General features: G+C 46.1%; 13 protein-coding genes and 2 pseudogenes. 6 read left to right on the top strand and 9 right to left on the bottom strand.

From position 1 onward, the window contains the following. Positions 1–205 precede the first annotated feature (205 nt). The 8 genes and pseudogenes from PSI22_RS13920 to PSI22_RS13885 form a co-directional block, all read right to left on the bottom strand. Entirely contained in the window at positions 206–613 is a 408-nt protein-coding gene (locus PSI22_RS13920; protein WP_273580263.1) for a hypothetical protein, read from the bottom strand. Next, positions 610–5274, bottom strand: a complete 4665-nt coding sequence (locus tag PSI22_RS13915) for an RHS repeat-associated core domain-containing protein (RefSeq protein ID WP_273580262.1) — start codon at positions 5272–5274, stop codon at positions 610–612. The genes PSI22_RS13920 and PSI22_RS13915 overlap by 4 nt, the downstream gene beginning before the upstream one ends. A gap of 12 nt (positions 5275–5286) precedes the next feature. Continuing rightward, positions 5287–5643 carry a DUF4150 domain-containing protein gene (locus PSI22_RS13910; protein ID WP_273580261.1) on the bottom strand — a complete coding sequence of 119 codons (357 nt, stop codon included), beginning with the start codon at positions 5641–5643 and terminating at the stop codon, positions 5287–5289. Beyond that, entirely contained in the window at positions 5633–6859 is a 1227-nt protein-coding gene (locus PSI22_RS13905) for a DUF2169 family type VI secretion system accessory protein (RefSeq protein WP_273580260.1), read from the bottom strand. The genes PSI22_RS13910 and PSI22_RS13905 overlap by 11 nt, the downstream gene beginning before the upstream one ends. Positions 6860–6874: 15 nt before the next feature. Continuing rightward, a complete protein-coding gene (locus PSI22_RS13900; RefSeq protein WP_370689032.1) occupies positions 6875–9076 on the bottom strand; it encodes a type VI secretion system Vgr family protein in 2202 nt (733 codons plus the stop codon). A gap of 736 nt (positions 9077–9812) precedes the next feature. Next, positions 9813–10853, bottom strand: a complete 1041-nt coding sequence (locus tag PSI22_RS13895) for a tyrosine-type recombinase/integrase (protein ID WP_273580259.1) — start codon at positions 10851–10853, stop codon at positions 9813–9815. Then, a pseudogene (locus PSI22_RS13890) lies at positions 10838–10978 on the bottom strand (tyrosine-type recombinase/integrase); the annotation flags it as partial. The gene PSI22_RS13895 and the pseudogene PSI22_RS13890, both read right to left, overlap by 16 nt. A 110-nt stretch (positions 10979–11088) precedes the next feature. Then, positions 11089–11244 carry a NinB/YbcN family protein gene (locus PSI22_RS13885; protein ID WP_273580258.1) on the bottom strand — a complete coding sequence of 52 codons (156 nt, stop codon included), beginning with the start codon at positions 11242–11244 and terminating at the stop codon, positions 11089–11091. A gap of 301 nt (positions 11245–11545) precedes the next feature. Between PSI22_RS13885 and PSI22_RS13880 the strand changes: the two genes are divergently transcribed. From PSI22_RS13880 to PSI22_RS13865, 4 genes and pseudogenes are all read left to right on the top strand, one after another. Then, positions 11546–12103: a hypothetical protein gene (locus tag PSI22_RS13880; RefSeq protein WP_273580257.1), complete on the top strand. Its 558-nt coding sequence runs from the start codon at positions 11546–11548 to the stop codon at positions 12101–12103. A gap of 64 nt (positions 12104–12167) precedes the next feature. Beyond that, positions 12168–12317 (top strand): annotated as a pseudogene (locus PSI22_RS13875) (primase-helicase zinc-binding domain-containing protein); the annotation flags it as partial. Between the two features lie 949 nt (positions 12318–13266). Further along, entirely contained in the window at positions 13267–13776 is a 510-nt protein-coding gene (locus PSI22_RS13870) for a DUF2867 domain-containing protein (protein ID WP_273580256.1), read from the top strand. A gap of 33 nt (positions 13777–13809) precedes the next feature. Then, entirely contained in the window at positions 13810–14106 is a 297-nt protein-coding gene (locus PSI22_RS13865; protein WP_273580255.1) for a hypothetical protein, read from the top strand. A 555-nt stretch (positions 14107–14661) separates the two neighbouring features. Here PSI22_RS13865 and PSI22_RS13860 read toward each other — a convergent pair. Continuing rightward, positions 14662–14997: a hypothetical protein gene (locus PSI22_RS13860; RefSeq protein ID WP_273580254.1), complete on the bottom strand. Its 336-nt coding sequence runs from the start codon at positions 14995–14997 to the stop codon at positions 14662–14664. 638 nt (positions 14998–15635) lie between these two features. Between PSI22_RS13860 and PSI22_RS13855 the strand changes: the two genes are divergently transcribed. Then, entirely contained in the window at positions 15636–15833 is a 198-nt protein-coding gene (locus PSI22_RS13855) for a helix-turn-helix transcriptional regulator (RefSeq protein ID WP_273580253.1), read from the top strand. Positions 15834–16181: 348 nt separating this feature from the next. After that, complete coding sequence (locus PSI22_RS13850) at positions 16182–17582, top strand: VWA domain-containing protein (protein ID WP_273580252.1); 1401 nt, start codon at positions 16182–16184, stop codon at positions 17580–17582. Positions 17583–17723: the final 141 nt, after the last annotated feature.

Genomic DNA, 17723 nt, shown 5'->3' with positions numbered 1-17723 from the left:
ATTCCTGACAGTGACGACACCCGGGCCATTAAGCAACAGTACCAGCGCCAGCAAGATCAGCTCAGCGAAATTAAGCTGCGAATGCGGGAACTGATTGGTGACTACAAAAGCCGCTAAGGGCAGGGAATGAGCGGCTCTTAAAAAAACAAGGCCGGAAGATCATGGGGATCTTTCCGGCTTAATCTACGCTAAAAAATCAGTTATTTTATTGTAGTGATTCAAACCATTGATAATGAAATCTTGCTTGCTCTTCTGGGGTAACACCAACATCTTTATCATCAAAATCAAATATATGAACAATATCTTCAGGTAAACCATGTTGACCCAACGTAGTCTCATAAGCCACTTTACCTAAACCCATATCTCTCTGCATTGCAGAAGGAAACACATTTTTTTTTGCCCCTTTGCAAAGAAAAACTATATCTTTTAATTGGTTTCTTAAATCTATAAAGCATGAAAAATAATCAGTGTCATTTGATTCTGCCAACTGATTGTTATTATGAAATATTCTTAAACAACAATGCCTATCAGGAGAAGTAATCAAATGTAATTCAGCTTCTTCTTTTTTCCCATTTATTATTATGTTGATTTTTCTTTTATCAGCGCCTGTCATTTTCCATACCTCTTTGGATTTAAAATAGTATAATCCCACATCTCACCATCTGCATTAACTGCTCTTGCACCTAATATATTTTCAGATTTAACCCCACCAGGCATTGCAATTTCTACTTCCCCAGGATACGGCGATTTTGAACCTAGCACCTTGTTTACATCTATACCATGATTAGTTTTCATGGTGTACATATAGCCGCTTTTGCTTCCATAATCTGTTGCAAAACCAATAGTTTTACTCGGATCAATAGTGGTACTTATAAAATTGCTTGGAGGATTTTTATTATCTAATGCGTGCAGATACAAATCATTGCTTGGACCTCGTGTTTCAAATCCTTTATCAAAAATTTCAGTGAAGCTTCGTGTATCTCCGCGATACGTTATAAGGTAATCACCTTTATTTCCAACCCCGCCTGCCAGCCCATACGGATCTACCCACTTCGATGGATTATGCACATACGAATACGGGTTAACCCCGCCCAGCAACCCGATGGGGTCGGGCGAGATGTACTGCCCGGTCTCCGGCGAGTAATACCGAAAGCGGTTGTAGGATAACCCGCTTTCCTCATCCGCATACTGGCCCAGGAACAGAAGGTTACAATTTACATGATAATCCGGGTTATTGGAGGCGATGACCTGAAAACGTTCTGCTTTGCCCCATGTCGTCAGCCGCTGTGCCCAGACCAGTACCCCTTCCTCGGACAACATCTCGCGCACTGTGCCCTGATGGTCACTGACAATATAGTGTAGCTTGCCTTTTTCAAAGCGTGCTGACGGCGTTAATGAACCGGGTTCATATAACCAACGCATACGTTGACCTTCTGCTGGCGTACCATCGGCGTAAATCAGTGTTTCTTCGATAAGCTGATCGCCACTCCACAGGTAATCCTGCCCCATGATGGCATCGGCTCTGGGTGCTAAATCCGGTTTGCCTGCCAGCCACAACTGTAAATTAACCGCGGCCAGTTTACCATCGTGAACTTTCAGTTTACGAATTCGGCGCCCAAAAGCATCGTAGCGATAATGCCAACGCGATCCATCCGGGGTTTCACTGTGGGTAAGCTGATTTTGGGTGTCCCAGCGGTAGCGCCAGATTTGGGGGCGGAAGCCGTCACGCTGTTCAGTTTTTTCGACCAAACGGCCATTGTCATCGTAAGCGTAGCGGATATCCCCTTGCTGCACCACCCGCCCGGCTTTCTGACGCTGCGTAATTTGTTCCACCGCTCCCCGTGCATCGGTCGGTAAATGTTGGCTCAGGTTACCGCTAGTATCATAGCTGAATTGCTCTTCATGCGGACGTGCACCTTCGAACAGAGTATGCAGTATTTGGTCGTTGGCATTGTAACGGTAACGGGTTTGCCCCCAGCGGCTGTCGTCAATCACTCGCACATTATGAGCTCGGTCATATTGCCAGCTCCGGTTGACCGCAGAGGCTTGCGGAGGAAAGTGTGGGTCATTCTGTGCCAGCGTTTCCCTGAAAAATTGGGTGGCCTGTCCCGCTGACTGATGCGTCAGCAATCCGGTCGCGGTGTAGCGGCTGGCGAGAATAAAGCCATTGGCACTTTCCCGCACCATTTCCCGTCCCAGTGCATCATGCTGGAATGTCAGTGGTGCATGTTGGTTGAGCTGAAAGTGATTTAAACTTCCCGACAGGTTATAACCGAAGTGCAGGGTATTGCCATCCACACTTTCACTGATTGGACGCCCGGTCAGATTATCCCATTTGCGAGTGATTTCCCGTCCATTGATACGTTCACAGATCGGCTGGCCGGTGGTTTTGTCATACTCGTACTCAACGATAGCATCGGCATTAGTGGCTTTCACCAATTGATACCGTTTGTTGTATTCGTAAGTCGTGATGTCTTTCAGCACCCGTTGGTTTTCTTCCGGCTGCCAGCTTTCCTGTTTGACCAGCAAGCCCGCAGTGGAATAGTACCAGCGAAGTTGCTGACCATCGGGATAGCTAGTCTGTATGCGGCGCCCCAGTTTATCGTACTGATAGTCGAGGGTACGTCCGGTAAAATCGGTTTCCCGGATGATCTGGCCAGCGGCATCACGCTCATAGCGATAAGTTTCACCCGTGGAGGTGGTGACCGAATTCAGACGGGTCAGACGGTCATAGCCAAAGCGCAAGATAGTGCCATCAGGTCGGGTAACCTGATTGAGCAGGTCAAACGCGCCGTAAGTGTAGCGAGTGGTACGGCCTTCGCCGTCGGTGACCGCCACCACGCGCCGCTCGCTGTCATAGTCCAGTTTTTGGGTGATGCCATCGGCAAGGGTGATTTCACTCAGGCTGCCATGAATGAGGCTGGCATGGTCGGGGCGGTACCGGTAGCGGGTTTCCTGTTTCAGTGCATCGGTGAAACGGCGCAGGCGGCCCAGTGAATCCAGCTCCAGTCCCGTGGTTTCGCCGTTCGGCATCATCACGGCGGCAAGGCGCTGGTGTTCGTCATAGGCATAGTGCCACGTCTGGCCGTCCGGCAGCAAGCGCTGGCGCAATTCACCGTGGAGACCATACTGGTATTCTTCCCGATGGCCGAGCGGGTTAGTCAGCGCGGTCAGGTTGCCCTGTTCGTCATAATGCCACTGCCAGCGTTCGCCAGTAGGGAGGTGGCTTTCGGTCAGTTGTCCGTGTTCGTCATAAGCATAGACAAAGGTCTCTCCCGTCGGCAATACCACCTCGGTCAATGCTCCGTCCGCATTGTAATCAAAGGTGGTCATCTGCCCTGATGGATCGCTTTCCCACATCAGCAGGCTGTGTCGCCACTGGCGGCGGGTGACGCGCCCCAGTGGGTCAACTTCCCGTATCACCAGCCCGTTCGAGTCGTAATGGTAACGGGTTTCGCCTCCTTCACCGTCCAGATAGGTGGTGATGCGGGAGTTGTCATCGTAGCGGAAGCGGTCATGCCAGTAGCCGCTGGGTGAGGTGGTACTGAGTACCCGGCCGCGGTCGTCGTAGCTAATCATCAGGTCGGTCTGGTCGGTGTCATGCCAGCGGATCATCCGCCCTTGAATGTCGTACTCATGCCACAGGTGGTTATGCTGGAAGGCGTCACACTCATTCAAATACCCCTGTGGGTCATAATGGCAGGTCAGCAGGAGTTGTTTGATGGACTGGTCATCGCGGGTTTCATGCATATTGAGCGTGTGGAGCTGCCTGTCCCGATAATGCAGGCTTAACCGCAGGCCGTCATTGCGGGTGACTTCAATCAGCCGGGCGTGTTTATCGTAGCTGAAATCAATCCGGTTCTGGCGGCGGTCCGTGATGGCGGACAATTTCTGCGCGCTGCCTGAACTCGGGCTGAAATGGTACGTCAACTGGGCGCGGCGGTCGGTCAGGCACAGCGCGCCCGTCAGGTCGCCCGTCAGCAGGCAGTGGGGAAGATGGCGGTTACGGGACAAGACCCGGTTGTCCGGGGTGGCAAAGTCGTAGACCACACCATCTGCATGGGTATAGTGCACTTCCCCGTGACCGATAACCAATTGTCGTGACCAGTCATCCGCCCATTTGGGACCGAACAGCCCGTGTAAATCCGCGGTGGAGCGGTAGGTCCGGTTGAGGCTTATCGGCAATAACCCTGGTATGGCCAGCACCGGCCAGACTTGCAGGAAGTCGCCGGTGGCCATGTCGACCGGGTCGCCCTCTTTGGTCGATAGCCCATTGTCATTGCCGTCTTTTTTGTTGGACGGTGTGGCGTCATCTTTGGGCGGCACTTTCTGGGGTTTCGCGTCCGGCGCGTCCTGGGGTTTTTCTTTGACTTTGGCACCGGGTGCAGGTTTAGTGGCTTTAGCCGTCGCTTTCGCGCCTTGTTTGGCCGCACCTTTGACCAGCCCGCCCACGCCCGTAGCCAGGCTGACGCCATCAAAAATCAGCGCCCCCCCTTGTTCCGCCTTATCCGTGATGTCGAACCGGATGGCATCCACATGGCTCAACTCAACGGCCTTATCGACAACCTGCTTATTCCATGCATCGGCGGAGGCAAGAGCCGTATCGCCTATAGCGTCAGCGCCCGCGTATTTTAATACCGTACCAGAAGTGGACATCATGGCAGCAGGCATACCTGCTGTCGTTCGAAAGAGGAATTCACCCACATCAGGCACCGTATTCCACACCCCTTTTGCGGCACCGATGGCGGCTTTTCCCGGATTATCCCAAGCGGCCCCCAGTTTTTCTCCGGCTTCTTTCCCCCATTTTGTTACGCCTTCTTTGGTCTCATCCCACCATTCTCCGGCCTTGTCCAAAAATCCTTTTTCTTGCTCGGTTTCCGGTGTGACGGCCGTATTCGCCTCCTGCGGCGGCTGCGCGGCCTGTGGGGCCTGACCGACAATTTTACCTATCGTGTTGCCCGTACCGCTCGGACTGTCATCGCGGGATTTGGCGGGCAGAGGCTCATTGGGTTCAGGGGGAGTATGCTTCCATTCTTCTAACGGAAATTCCCCGCTTTTGAATTTATCAATGACCTTGACGGCAAGCCGGCCCTCAGCTTCTGTAATATATTCAATATCCCCGGCGGTGAGCAAACTATTACCCATAGTTTCTTGTTGGATGAGGGCGGGTATGTGTTTTTGGATCGCTTCCGCCTCAGCCAAGGTCCGGATATTGTAAGCTTCACAAAATACTTTTTCATCACGGCCACCGGTAATGCTAATCGTTTCTCCCATTGCGATTCTTCCTTATGCTCCATTCATCCAGAATTCATCCCCATAGCGCAGCACCAGTTTGTTATCGGCCCGGACGGTTTGGGTATGCGCTTTCGGGTGGCATTTTGCGCCCACGGTGCCGCTTTTCACGCCGTTGGCCACCCCGGGCTGGTCGCCGAGGGTTTGCGGCACAAAACTCTGGGCGAAGACCACCACTGGCTGTCCATTGGCCCGCACCGATTTAACCGGTACATCGCTGCCCGCCAGTTTGGCGATGACCGGGTACGGAATGGGCGGGGTTGACGCGCCCATCGGGGTTTTGCAGACATCCGGCAAGATGCCGACTATCAGCCATTCGCCCGCAGTGCGGGCAATGTAGTTATCCGCCATGGGCGGTCTCCTTTTCAGGTTCAGGGGGGGCGAGTTTGAGTAACGGAGCATCCGGATCGATTTCAAACCGCGCCTCCGCCACCCGAACCGGCAGGCTGGTTTTAAAATTCAACCGACAGGTGATATGCAGGGTCAGGGCATCGCTGTCGAGGATCAGCGTATCGAGGCGCATCGGCACGGGGAGCAACCCTCCTTCGTGCATCCGCAACAGAATAAACGGCCGATGCCCCGGCAGGGTGACGTGCAGGTTGCCGCTGGGTGTCATACCCTGCAGGCTCAGCGAGGTATCAGTGTCAGGCCAGTCAATTTGCTGATCGGCGGGGGCACCGTTCCAGTATCTGAAGTCGAAGTCTTTGGGCAGATAAGGGTGACGGTGGGCAAGCCAGTCGGCATCGTAAGTACCAGCAAGCTGACGGCGGGGCAGCCACGGACGCCCGATAAATCCCATGCCCTGTGGTTGGCAGGCTGGGGTATCGGCAGACAGTGTTCCCCCTAGTTGAGCTGCAAAATGTTGGGCAGTGAACTCAGCATCTGGCCGGATAATACGCGGCGCAGGGTAACGGGTGAGCTGCTTCGCGTTGGCGTACCACGGAGTGATAAACCCCGTTCCCAGCGGATTGGTTTCACAGGTGGCGTGAGCAACCGGTGCGTTTTCTCCGTCCGGGTGCTGCTGGCGTTGTTCGGGAGTGAGCCGGTCACGTTCTTGGAGGTGCTGACTGGCTTCTTCGTCAGCATAGATTTTGCACTGACCGCCAAAGGCATAGCGGTAATCCAGCGGCAATGTTGCAAAAGGTTTCGGCTCGGTCAGTTGCCAGTTGCCACCCGCATCGCGAATAAACTCCCGTTCGCCGATCACGGTCAGGGTTTTATCGATCAAGGTCTGCCCCTGCTTACTCTGCACCTGCAATCGCACCGGGAATTCGGTACAGGGCTTACCTTCCGGCGCATACGCCGTGCCGTTGACAATCACGTCACAGCGCGGTTTAAACGGCGCCAGATCACTTTCCTGCAATATCGGCGAGGCATTCATTGCCCTGCGATATTCATCCTGCAAACACAAGGGCGGTGCAGGCAGCAGTTCGGCACTGTATTCTCCCGGCCCGGTGGGCAAGAGCTGGTAGCCGATTTTCATCACCGCCACGTGATGTTCGGTATCGTCGACATCAAGCATCGAGTAATTCATCACCGCAAAGGGGGTCAGGTTACGAAATTCCATCTCAGTCTGTCCTTCTTAGTTCAGGTCAATGTCTTTACCGGTGATTTGCACCGCCCCGCTGGCCTCAAACTTGAACTCACTGCCCTGAAGGGTGATACGTCCGGCACTGTCCATGCGCAACACACTCAGACCGCAGCGCAGCTCAATCACATCCCCGACGTTGATGGCAAGGGTATTGGTGATGGTCTCGGCCTTATGCGCACCGACCTCGATAATGTAGTCCTTGCCAGTGATCAGTTTGCGCACCTCCTTCACCGTTTCCGTGCTGTTGAGCGTGACAGTTTCCTCTTTGTTCTCATTGACCTTGATGGTCTGGTTTTTCTCCACGGTTTCGCTGTGGTTGGCGAGCACATGGGTATCGCGGTTGTTGAGCACCTTGGTGTACATATCCTTTTGCGCGTGCAGTGACAGCAGTTCGCTGCCCTTGGCATCCTCAAACAGCAGTTCGTTGTAGCCCTGTCCCTTGTGAGTTTTGGAGCGGAACGCCATCTGGGTTTTGCTGCCCGGCAAGGTACCCGGCGGGATGTTGCTGGCATGGTAAGTCCGCCCGGTCACTATCGGTTGGTCGGGGTCGCTGTGCAGGAAATCCACTACCACTTCTTGTCCAATACGCGGAATGGCGAGCATCCCCCAGCCCTGACCGGCCCACGGCTGGCTGACCCGTATCCAGCAGGAGCTTTGGTCGTCGCTGCGTCCGTACCTGTCCCACGGGAATTGCAGACGCACGCGCCCGTACTGGTCACAGAAAATTTCTTCGCCGGCCGGGCCGACCACCTTGGCGATTTGCGGGCCATCAATCACCGGTTTGGGCAACGGCGCCGGGCGCCAGTTCTGGTTCTGGCGGATGAAGGAGAAGTGGCTGTGCAGCGTCGTGCCGGAGCCTGAGCTGGCAGTTTCCAGTGCCTGTGGCTGGCTGCCGCTGTGGCTGGCAGAGATGGTCTGCCATGACTGATTCAGGTCTGCCCGTGGATGGTTATCGAGGATGAACAGTTTGCCCGGTTGCAGGGCGATGGCGTTGCCACTGCCCTGTCCGGTCACGGCATCGCTACGCAGCGCTTCCAGCCGGTAGCGGGTAAAATCCTTGCCATGTGCTTCGTCCTTGAAGCGGCCGGGGTAGTCGTAGTGCTCGTAGTACAGTTGTTGCAGATTTTCGTCCAGCATCTGCTGGTGAAATTCCGCCGGCCACGCCGGATTCTTGAAGGTGTAATCCTTAAGCTGTACCTGAGCCGGGCGCACCTGTGCGCTGCTGGTCAGGCTGCTGACCGCCGGCTCGCCCAGCGTGCTGCCTTCTCCCGGCTGATAGGGCAGGCGGATGCCCGGCGGCACTGAACCGCAATCGTCGGCAAACACCAGTGTATTACGCCCGTTACTGCATTCGAAGAAGTAGAAAATGCCTTCTTCGGCGGTCAGCCGTTGCAGAAAATCGAAGTCGCTTTCCTGATACTGCACGCAGAATTCGCGCGCCGGGTGAGGATGGCGTAGGCTGAAGATCACATCGCGGATGTTGTGTTCTTTCAGCAGGGTGGTGAGGATGGTGGCGATATCCTGCTGCTGGAAAATGCGCGAGTTCTGTCTCAGGGTCGTGCGCCACAGGTCAGGGCGGATAGTCATTTGGTAGGTAGTCTGGTGCAACCCGGTATTACCCTGCTCAAAGCGGGAAACGATCCCCGTGATGCTGCGTTGTTCGATACCGTTTTGCAGAATGGTCAGCGTGGCGGTGCGATCCAGTACTGCCGGAAAATCGATAGCTGGGTCAGCGCTCGCCAGTCCCACACTCAGGCTGAACGGCTGAGAAAAACTTTCGTTCAGCGTGAAATCGGTCACGACAAACGTCTGCGGCGGTAAGCCGCCTGCGGTCAGGGTAAATTGCAGGCCACTCGGGTCACGCCCTCCCATCAGCATCTGGGCGGCTTTTTCCAGCGCTTTGGTGGCCGCATTCTGCCCACCGGCTGCGCGTTCTGCCAGCCCCTTTCCACCGGTAAAACCGCCACCCGGGATTAAGCCCGCGGTGCTTGTAATGCCGCTGCCTGAACGGCCGCCTATTCCGCCGGCAAAACCGCCGCCCGGCATTAAGCCTGCCGTTCCTGCAATGCTGCCACCTGAAATGCCGCCGCCTAATTTGCCTGCAACCTGTTTCGCTTTCTGAACAGCCTCTTGCCCCTGCTGAACAAGGGCTTGTCCTTTCTTCAATTTATCGATGTTCTTCTTTATTGACATGGTGTGTCTCCCTGAGATGATGGAACGTTATGTAATAGGCATCCCACCTGATAACGACGCAGGCCATAACATTCGGGTACAAGATTTAAATCTAACTCACATTGTCTCCGACAAATTGGTTAATTCAGGACGCAATAGGTTGTTTTGCGATAATTTGAAGAGACTTTGTTGTCCGAATATATCGGCTGATCCGTGATAAATAAAATGAAGGCAATAATAAATAACGAAGGAGTAAAGGCCAAATTAAATAAAGTGAAATAAAAAATGACATCCGACAATAGCAGCGTAAAAAGTTAAAATAATTGCTGTTGAAAAATAATATTCTTAGATAGCGTATGTGATTAGTATATCGAACCACTTAATGTTTATCCATAAAAGGTGTTTTTTTCGTAACTTCATGAGATAAAAATAAAAAAATAGGTAACGGCTTTGGCAAAATCATGATCATGTTTATTTTATGCGTTCGATCACAAAAAAGACTATTTTTAGCAATGAGGTTTTTTATTTTCTGACTTTTTTATTTAATGAAAAATAATAATAACAAATGATATATTTGCATTGAATATATAAATGTAAGCTATTAATTCAAATGAAAGTAAATATTGCGATGAGATAAATCCTAAATGAAAACAGACAAATTACTATTTGGCATATTTAGCAATATGAGGATTAAGTCAATCCAAACAACTCAGCTTTGTTAGAAAACTGCCTGAATCTCAAAGGGCAGTTTTCTGCCCTATAGTGATAGTAACTTACTTTCCCATTGCGCTATAATTTCCCGTTTTTCTTTCAGATAGTCGTAGCGATCATAGTGTTTGGTTGAGACACCGGGTTTTTTATGATTCTGCAACCTATCTCTCATCTCAGAACTGATCCCCATCTCTCCTGCCAGCGTCTTAAAGGTTCGTCTAATATCCCTTGGTGTAAATTTTTCAAAATCATAGCGAGCACAAAATTTGCGGATCTGCTTGGCATATTCAGCAGTGAGTAAATGACCTTCTTTAGTCTCTCCGGGAAACAGGAATTCTGAGCCTGGATATTGTTTGGCTTGGCATTCTAATATTTCAGTTGCAGATTCACACAATGGAATTACGTGGTAATCACCGTTTTTTGAAATATGAGGTGGGACTGTCAGCGTGTTATTCTTTTTATCCCAGTTATCTCTTGTATTGGTCATTATTTCCCAGGGGCGTTGTCCACCTGTGAAGATGCAAAGCAATATTAACCGGCCATAATCAGGATGGATTGGGAATACTGTCGACGAAATACGAAATAGTTTTAGAATCTCTTTCATTTCATCCCAAGATAAAAATCTATCCAACGCCTTATCTGCTCCCTCTTGGCGTGGAACGATGGTCACGGGGTTTCGGTCAAGACCATAAATAACTTTCTCGTTCAGTTTGGCAGGATCATTGTCCGCGAATAGACCGAAGTTAAATACTGCATGAAGATTTGCACGAACCTTATTTGAGCCAGCAACAGCACCGCGTGAGATAAATTCAGCTAATACCCTTTTAATATGTTCTGGGGTAATATCTTTTGCTGGAGTATTTCTCTTAATGTGCTGGCTATCTAATACCTGATTTAGCCTGTATTGGGTTTTATCATAAGATCTCTTGCCACGGCGTTTCTGGTCGGCAATATATTCACTGAATAGCTGTTCAATTGTGGTGTGATTTATGATGGCCTGATTAGGAGAGGATAATTGCTCTTGGGCTTCTTGAGCTTTTGACGTTGCTTCAGCCAGAGTAAGTGCAGGGTATCCGGGTTTATCCATGCCACCTTTCTTTGCATATCGACCTGTTGCCATTCTAGGTCGATAATGTTGGAGCGTCTAAGTCCGGTTGCTAACGCAAAGATAACAATTGGCTTCATGCTTTCAGGCATACACTCTATCAGTCTTGCAACTACGTAAACCTTGCCTTTTTCTAGTTTCACTGTTCCTGTTTCCGCTTAAGCTTCATGTATTCACTGTCGTCTGGCGTTTTCAGTATCAGACCAAACTGAGCCGCTCACGCCTCGATTTGACTCATGTAGTAATGCATATCGCCCTTATCCAATTTGGATGTATGGCGCAGCTCCTGTTTTGTAATCAATTCACCGGTAACAAAATCTGTGTACTCAACTTCTTCAAACCCCAGATAAGTGGCTTTGAGGTTATCTTTCACCCATGATTCAGAGCAACAATCACGACCATTAGCGATCAGGTAATCACTGATTTGTTTGTACCAGACGTGGCTTAATACGTTCTGACTGAGGCTGCGCTTGGGTTTGTAAGGTTTTGTTGAGATGCTGAGATGCTGAGTTTTTGTTGAGTAGCGAGTAGTTGTTTGAGATTGTCGTAAAATATCTTTTTGGTTGATTCATGTAGGCAGAAGTTTTCCATGCGTTAGCCTTGTCATAATGATTGAAAGCATGATTAACTAGTTAGCTTATTCAATTAACTATTTACTGATTATTGGAGTATTTATGCAAAATGATATTGCCACATTTTACTTAAGTGAAACTACTGAAGATGGGCAGGCTTTGTGTCTAATAATATATAAAAATATTATTATCAATAAAATAATAGAGGGCAGCATTAATGAATATATTGAGAAAATTAATAACAAAACTATAACTGAAGGCTATCTTGAGTCCATGGATAGTTTTTCAATTATATTTCCTTCGGAAGTTGGTGAAGTGTCTTCTGAAACACCAAGTAAAAGTGTATCAATTGAGCTTCCTAGTTATCCAGGAGTATCGATTCCCGCATTTAAATCTTTAGAAGAAAAAAATAAATTCATCACGATCTATTCCTCAATTTTAGAAAAATACGGTTTTTATAAAAAACAAGGTAAAGCTCCCCGCATAAGCGGCTCTATCATTATATTCATCCTATCATTAATACTTGCTGTGATATTTTTATTACTAGGTAAGTATGCTTTTAGTACTGCATATTATGCAAATATAGTACCAGCAGTGTTAGCACTATGGGGATTGAAACGCTTGATCCTACCAAACGATTGTATTTATTTGAAAAAATAACATTATTCCTTAGTCAGATAATTTGATTAGCCTAATTTATAATTATTGAAATTAGGCTATCTTATTTCACTTTATTGATGATCATGATAATGGCGACTGGCATTGTCGCCAGTGCGACCAACCGAATCACGGTGATGGACTGGATTTAGTGGCAAGAGCTAAAGGGATCACTATTTTTGAAGCCGCTAAGGTAGTTTCTGGTGCGCTGGCGCTTACTGGATGCAGCCGAGAACTGGCGACACACATCACAGTCTGGAGCAAGGAAGATTGTCACACTGCGATAAAGCAAAGTTTTGATGGCTGGTTAGAAGATTTTGGTATTGGGAACCGTGAAAAATATCAGGTTGTCACCCGTGTCCGTGATTTTATCCAGAAATACGGCTTATCGCGTTTTCAGCCTTATTCCTATGGAAAACTGAATGGCAATATAGACACCGCTAACGCTATGAGAATTAATAATCTTGCGGGTTATCTGGTGCATAATCGCCGCAGTGATGGACAGGTGGAATATCACATTATCCCCAGTGTGTTTGAAGAGGAAATATTGCAGGGAATACAGAAGAAATCAGGCTTTGAGGCTCTGGAAGAAGCCGGGATGTTGATTAAAATGGAGAAAGACCGCTTTATCAGTAAAACCATTTCAGTGACTGGCACTCAGGGGCGGTTTGTGGTTCTGGTTTTAAATGATGAGGATTAGCCCTCACACAAGATAAAAACATTGGTATAACGGGGTAACGGGATAAAAAACATTTAATTATCTATAATCAGTAGGTTATGTTTTTTTGAATTATCCCGTATTATCTCATTGCATCCCGTGATGTGAAGATAGATAGTGTTGTACTCTGATAATTTAGTTATCCCGAAAAAGATTTTTTTGGTAGGCTGTAATTAATTGAATACTAAAGAGTTAAAAATAGTATTTCTGTGCTACGGGATAAGTGGGATAAAATTGGTTAGGATAATTATTTGAAATAAATAAAAAAATATCTATGTGTCCCGTTATCCCGTGAAAATCTATGTAGCTATATAAGTGATGATATAGAGATATGGAAGTACAATAAAGATACAAACTGGTGGCTGCTCAGATCATATGACATACCTAATTAGTAATATTGATTAGTGCTATGGAAATTATTTTTTAGTAAATAATATTATGGTGAAACATGTACTATAGTGATAAATTCGGTGTTTTTCTTTTAGATAAAAAAGATAATCTAGGTTATTATAGTCAGCAGAAAGTTTTTATTGAAAACAAAATGACTGCCCTTGATGTTTATAATCAAATGACACAAAAAACACCATTATGGTTACGTCTGTCTTTTTCAATAAGAGATAAAATATCAAGTCTTGCTGGTTTAGAAAAAATTCATGGATTCTCAGATGAAAATTTAAATAAAGAATTTCACGCTGGAAGCTATATCGATTTTTTTAAGATTGTACGTATCAGTGATGATGAAATATGTCTATTGTCTAAGGACATACATTTGACGGTGCTGATATCTCTGAATGTTTTCTCTGATGATAATCATAAAGGCGGTTGTATAGCTACTGTGACTGCATCTGTGATAACGCATAATTTTTTTGGAAAAGTGTATATGATACCCGTGTCTCTTACTCATGGCAGCATTGTGAGGGGGATGTTATCTAAAGTTGGTCAGGTATTAAAAGATTAAGAATAACTCATAAATTAATAATAAGGGTTGATTATGGATTTGGTTAAAACTGTAGAGCTAATAATTAATCATGGATGGATAGGTTTTTTATTATGTGTTTTCACGTTCTTACTTTTTGTTTTTACCATTGTAAATATACATACAACTTTACTGTATAAGGCATTTGTTTTTTTCAATCCAGAGAAAAAATTATTGAGAAAAAGAAAGTTTTTTAGAAGGATGTCAAATAACGAAAAAATCTCAGAAGATATAAGAGCATTGGCAAAAAATGAGGAAGTTAGGATTATAAACTCCTATTATTTAAAGTGTGATCTTAGCGTTGATGCTTAAAATTTTTGGGCAAAATTAATTAACTTTCATAAAAATAAAAATATCTCTATGGGGCTATATAAGAGGGCTTATTCTTTATATCCTGTGGAAAATTCAAGGTTAGTGGAAGAAATCAGCCTGTCTAATTCAGTCAGAATATGGGTAGTAACAGTATTCCAAATGATATTACTCTTATTTGAATGAAGCCAACAGTTCGACACACTGAATACGGAAATTACCCGTTATGAAGCACTGTCTGATGAAGAACGCAGTAAGGCAGGTAAAACCTAACCCACCGACAGAACGCGCATATGCCTGCCCGATTGCAGAATAGGCGCATCAAGTCAGACCTATTACACCGATGATGAGGTCTGTGATTTACCTGCTGGCACTTGGTTAGACGTTCGTGTCTAGACGCCGGAAGATTCGGTGTGGAATTTGAAGCAGGAGGAGATGAGTGAGGTTGATATGAACCCGCAGAGAATTATGGGTTAAAAATTAATTATGGTGAAATTTTTCATTATGGGCAGGTAATGCGATAAGGGCTAACGGCTTCCTTGCCATTATTTTCCTGCTTTAATCTGTGCCTGGGTCGTCAAGAGTAATACTATCAATTCTAGGATATTTGTCATCTCCTGATTTATCTTTTTTTGTAAAATTTATTTTTTTTCCTCCTGAATAATGGTGCAAAATGCCTGTATATTGCATTAATGCTATAATTGAGTCTGGATTAGCAGCTGTTCCTGTTCCAATTGTTGGTCCAGTTATTTTACTATACAAATTTACGGTAATGGTGTTTCTAACGTCGTTATCAAGAGGAAGGGTGACGCTAATTTCAACTTCGCCGTAGTTTGTTAGTATTATATTATTTATTATAGCTTCTTTATGAGATCCAGCTTCTGTTATATTCATGGTGTTATCCTTTTATTTAACAATTATAAGATTTTTTACGATCTAGATAATTTTTTTTCGTCAGTTCAGACAGAGAAATATTACAACCAATTACTCTCTACCTTCGTTGACTAATCTGAATACTACGTAAAAAAAGAAATTGAAAACATCTAATTATATTTGGCAGTCATCAATAAATAACAATAAGTAGCTTATTGTAAAAATATTTATTTTAAACTTTAAAAATAAAAAGCTTACGTTACCTTATATGTTTGTATTTATTAATTGTAACCATTATTTTATTTAAGAATAGTAACTAAGAATTAGTGTAATTCATTTTATTATTTATTTTTATAGAAAATTCTGAGAGTTGAGAGAGAATTGTTCCCCTAATTTATTGATATTTTGTATTCCCGTAGAAAATTGGAATTATACCTACAGCAATAATAACCTACCTTTCCATCTCTCCACAATCTCCCGTTTCTCTTTCAGGTAGTCGTAGCGGTCATAATGTTTGGTTGAGACATCGGGCCTTTGTTATTTATAGATGAACAATTTTCTCTTATTTATTTCCCCTGAAAAGCCGACCAAATTTTCAAAGAGGGAAAATATATGAGAAAAGATATCTATGTGGAATTTATCCCGATGATTCGTGGACTATGAATTTGACAACGTATTTAAAGATATATTACCTAAGACCGAAAATCCCAAAAGGTTATTATAAATATTATAGAGAGGCGTGGATCTACAAATTCATTGGGAATGGAATATTGCTGAAACAGGTCAAAATCGGCTCTCCCTCAGTCGCTTTTATTAAATCAGAAATTGATGGCTGGATAGCTCAATGTATCATTTAATCTCGTGGTAACGGGAGCCGGAGGCAGTGGTGAACTCATTGGATATGAAAGAGGGTCTCAACAGATTGGAATACAGAGCCAATAAATATACATCTAATCAATGAATTTATAAGATTATTAGAATAAACCCCCAATAATTTCACAATAAACAGCCATTTATTTAGTTTTCTTTACAAAAGTTGAACGCATCTATATCATGACCCGATTCAAAAACTTGTGGTTTAACGGCTTAAAATACGCATGAGAAATGGAGGAGACTGTTTTTCATGTATTAAATCACATTCCCATACGGATTAGCGCTTTTGGGTGCATTAAAAGGACTTACACATCCGCAAGCGGGTCGCAGGCATGATAAGAATAACGCGTACAGTAGCGCATGAACGTGCTCAAAGTGAGTATCTATTACGTCACTATGATGCCCTACACTCTGCGTTAGTTCAGCATCTACCGATAAATTTTTCTACATTATTTGCTAAACCTGTCAAAAGCAGTGATGGTGCCATTGAATGGTACAGTGATTTACAAGGTCAACCCGTCCCTTTTGCTCAGTTATCTGCGATAGAACGCGAGAAGCTCCAGGCGCAAATTGCCCGTCAATTGACGGTATTAGCTCGCCTGCGTGAACAGCTAAGTGAAAAAGAGGGAGTTGATAGTGAATTACTGACGTTACTGGGAAAAATCAGCCAGTTTCCTGCTGAAGAACACATTTGGAGTGTGGATAACCAACCCGTTATCCTTTGGGAGCCGATGAGCGCATCTGCATCTCAAAATATTGCCGGAAGTGGGACTGCTTCTCCCGATCTTGTCACATCTCAGCCAGAACAGAAACGAAAGCCGCGCTGGTTATGGTGGTTGCTGTTGTTATTGTTCATTCTATTATTGCTGTGGTTGCTGCGCGGCTGCCTGCCACGCAGTCACACTCATATTGCGATAAAACAACCTGATCCCTCTGTGGTAGTAAAACCTCTGCTGGTAAAACCAGTAGAACAGCCAGTAGAGCAACGAATAGAGCAACCAATAGAGAAACCAATAGAACAACCCGCGCCAACCGTGCCAGAGGTAAAACCTGAAGCTGTGGTGATATCCCCGCCTGCGGATGTCAGAAAGCGATGTCCGTCTCAGCGAAAACGGAATCAGGCTCCAGAGGTTGTGGTGGTTTTTGATGCTTCTGGCTCAATGTCTATCAGTGTGGATGTCACTCCACAAGAACTACAGTATTTGTTGCAAAGAAAAGCCTTCGAATACATCGAGCGAGAACCCAGCCGTATTACTCTGGCCAAGAAGTCGGCGAAGAAGATTATCGATAAATTGCCTTCAGATATGAATGTCAGCTTGGTGGCAGCGTTCGATTGCAGGCATGTTTCCGCATCATTACCTTTTTCGCCTACGCAGCGGCCAGCACTGAAACGAGCGATTGATCGTATTACACCGGATGGAAAAACGCCTCTGGCACTGGCTTTGGAAAAGGCTGGGGCTTTAGTGGATGGTGTGAATCGCGATGCGATAATCTTATTAATTTCAGATGGTGATGAAACTTGTGGCGGTGATCCCTGTGCTGTCGCTCGTGCGTTGAAAGAGAACAAACCCCGGCTACAGGTTAATGTTGTCGATATCATGAGTAGTGGTGCGGGAAATTGCATTGCCAGTCAGACTGGTGGCAAAGTATTCACAGCGAATGATGCCAATCAGTTTAATCAGGTAATAAATCAAGCAATGCAGGATTATATTCCGGAAAATTGCAATGAGTAAAAAAATTATGTTAAGCAAGGTATTTTCCAGATAAATACATGTGCGTTGGTGAGCATTATCGCGCAATAAAAACACAGGGGTTTTACTGAGCTTTCCGTTGTCGTTACAATGGCATTTTTAGGCAAAATGAATACATCAACG

It is taken from the genome of Xenorhabdus aichiensis (genome assembly GCF_028598775.1).
In the GTDB taxonomy this organism is placed as follows: Bacteria; Pseudomonadota; Gammaproteobacteria; order Enterobacterales; family Enterobacteriaceae; genus Xenorhabdus; species Xenorhabdus bovienii.
This window is presented reverse-complemented; position numbering and strand designations above follow the sequence as displayed.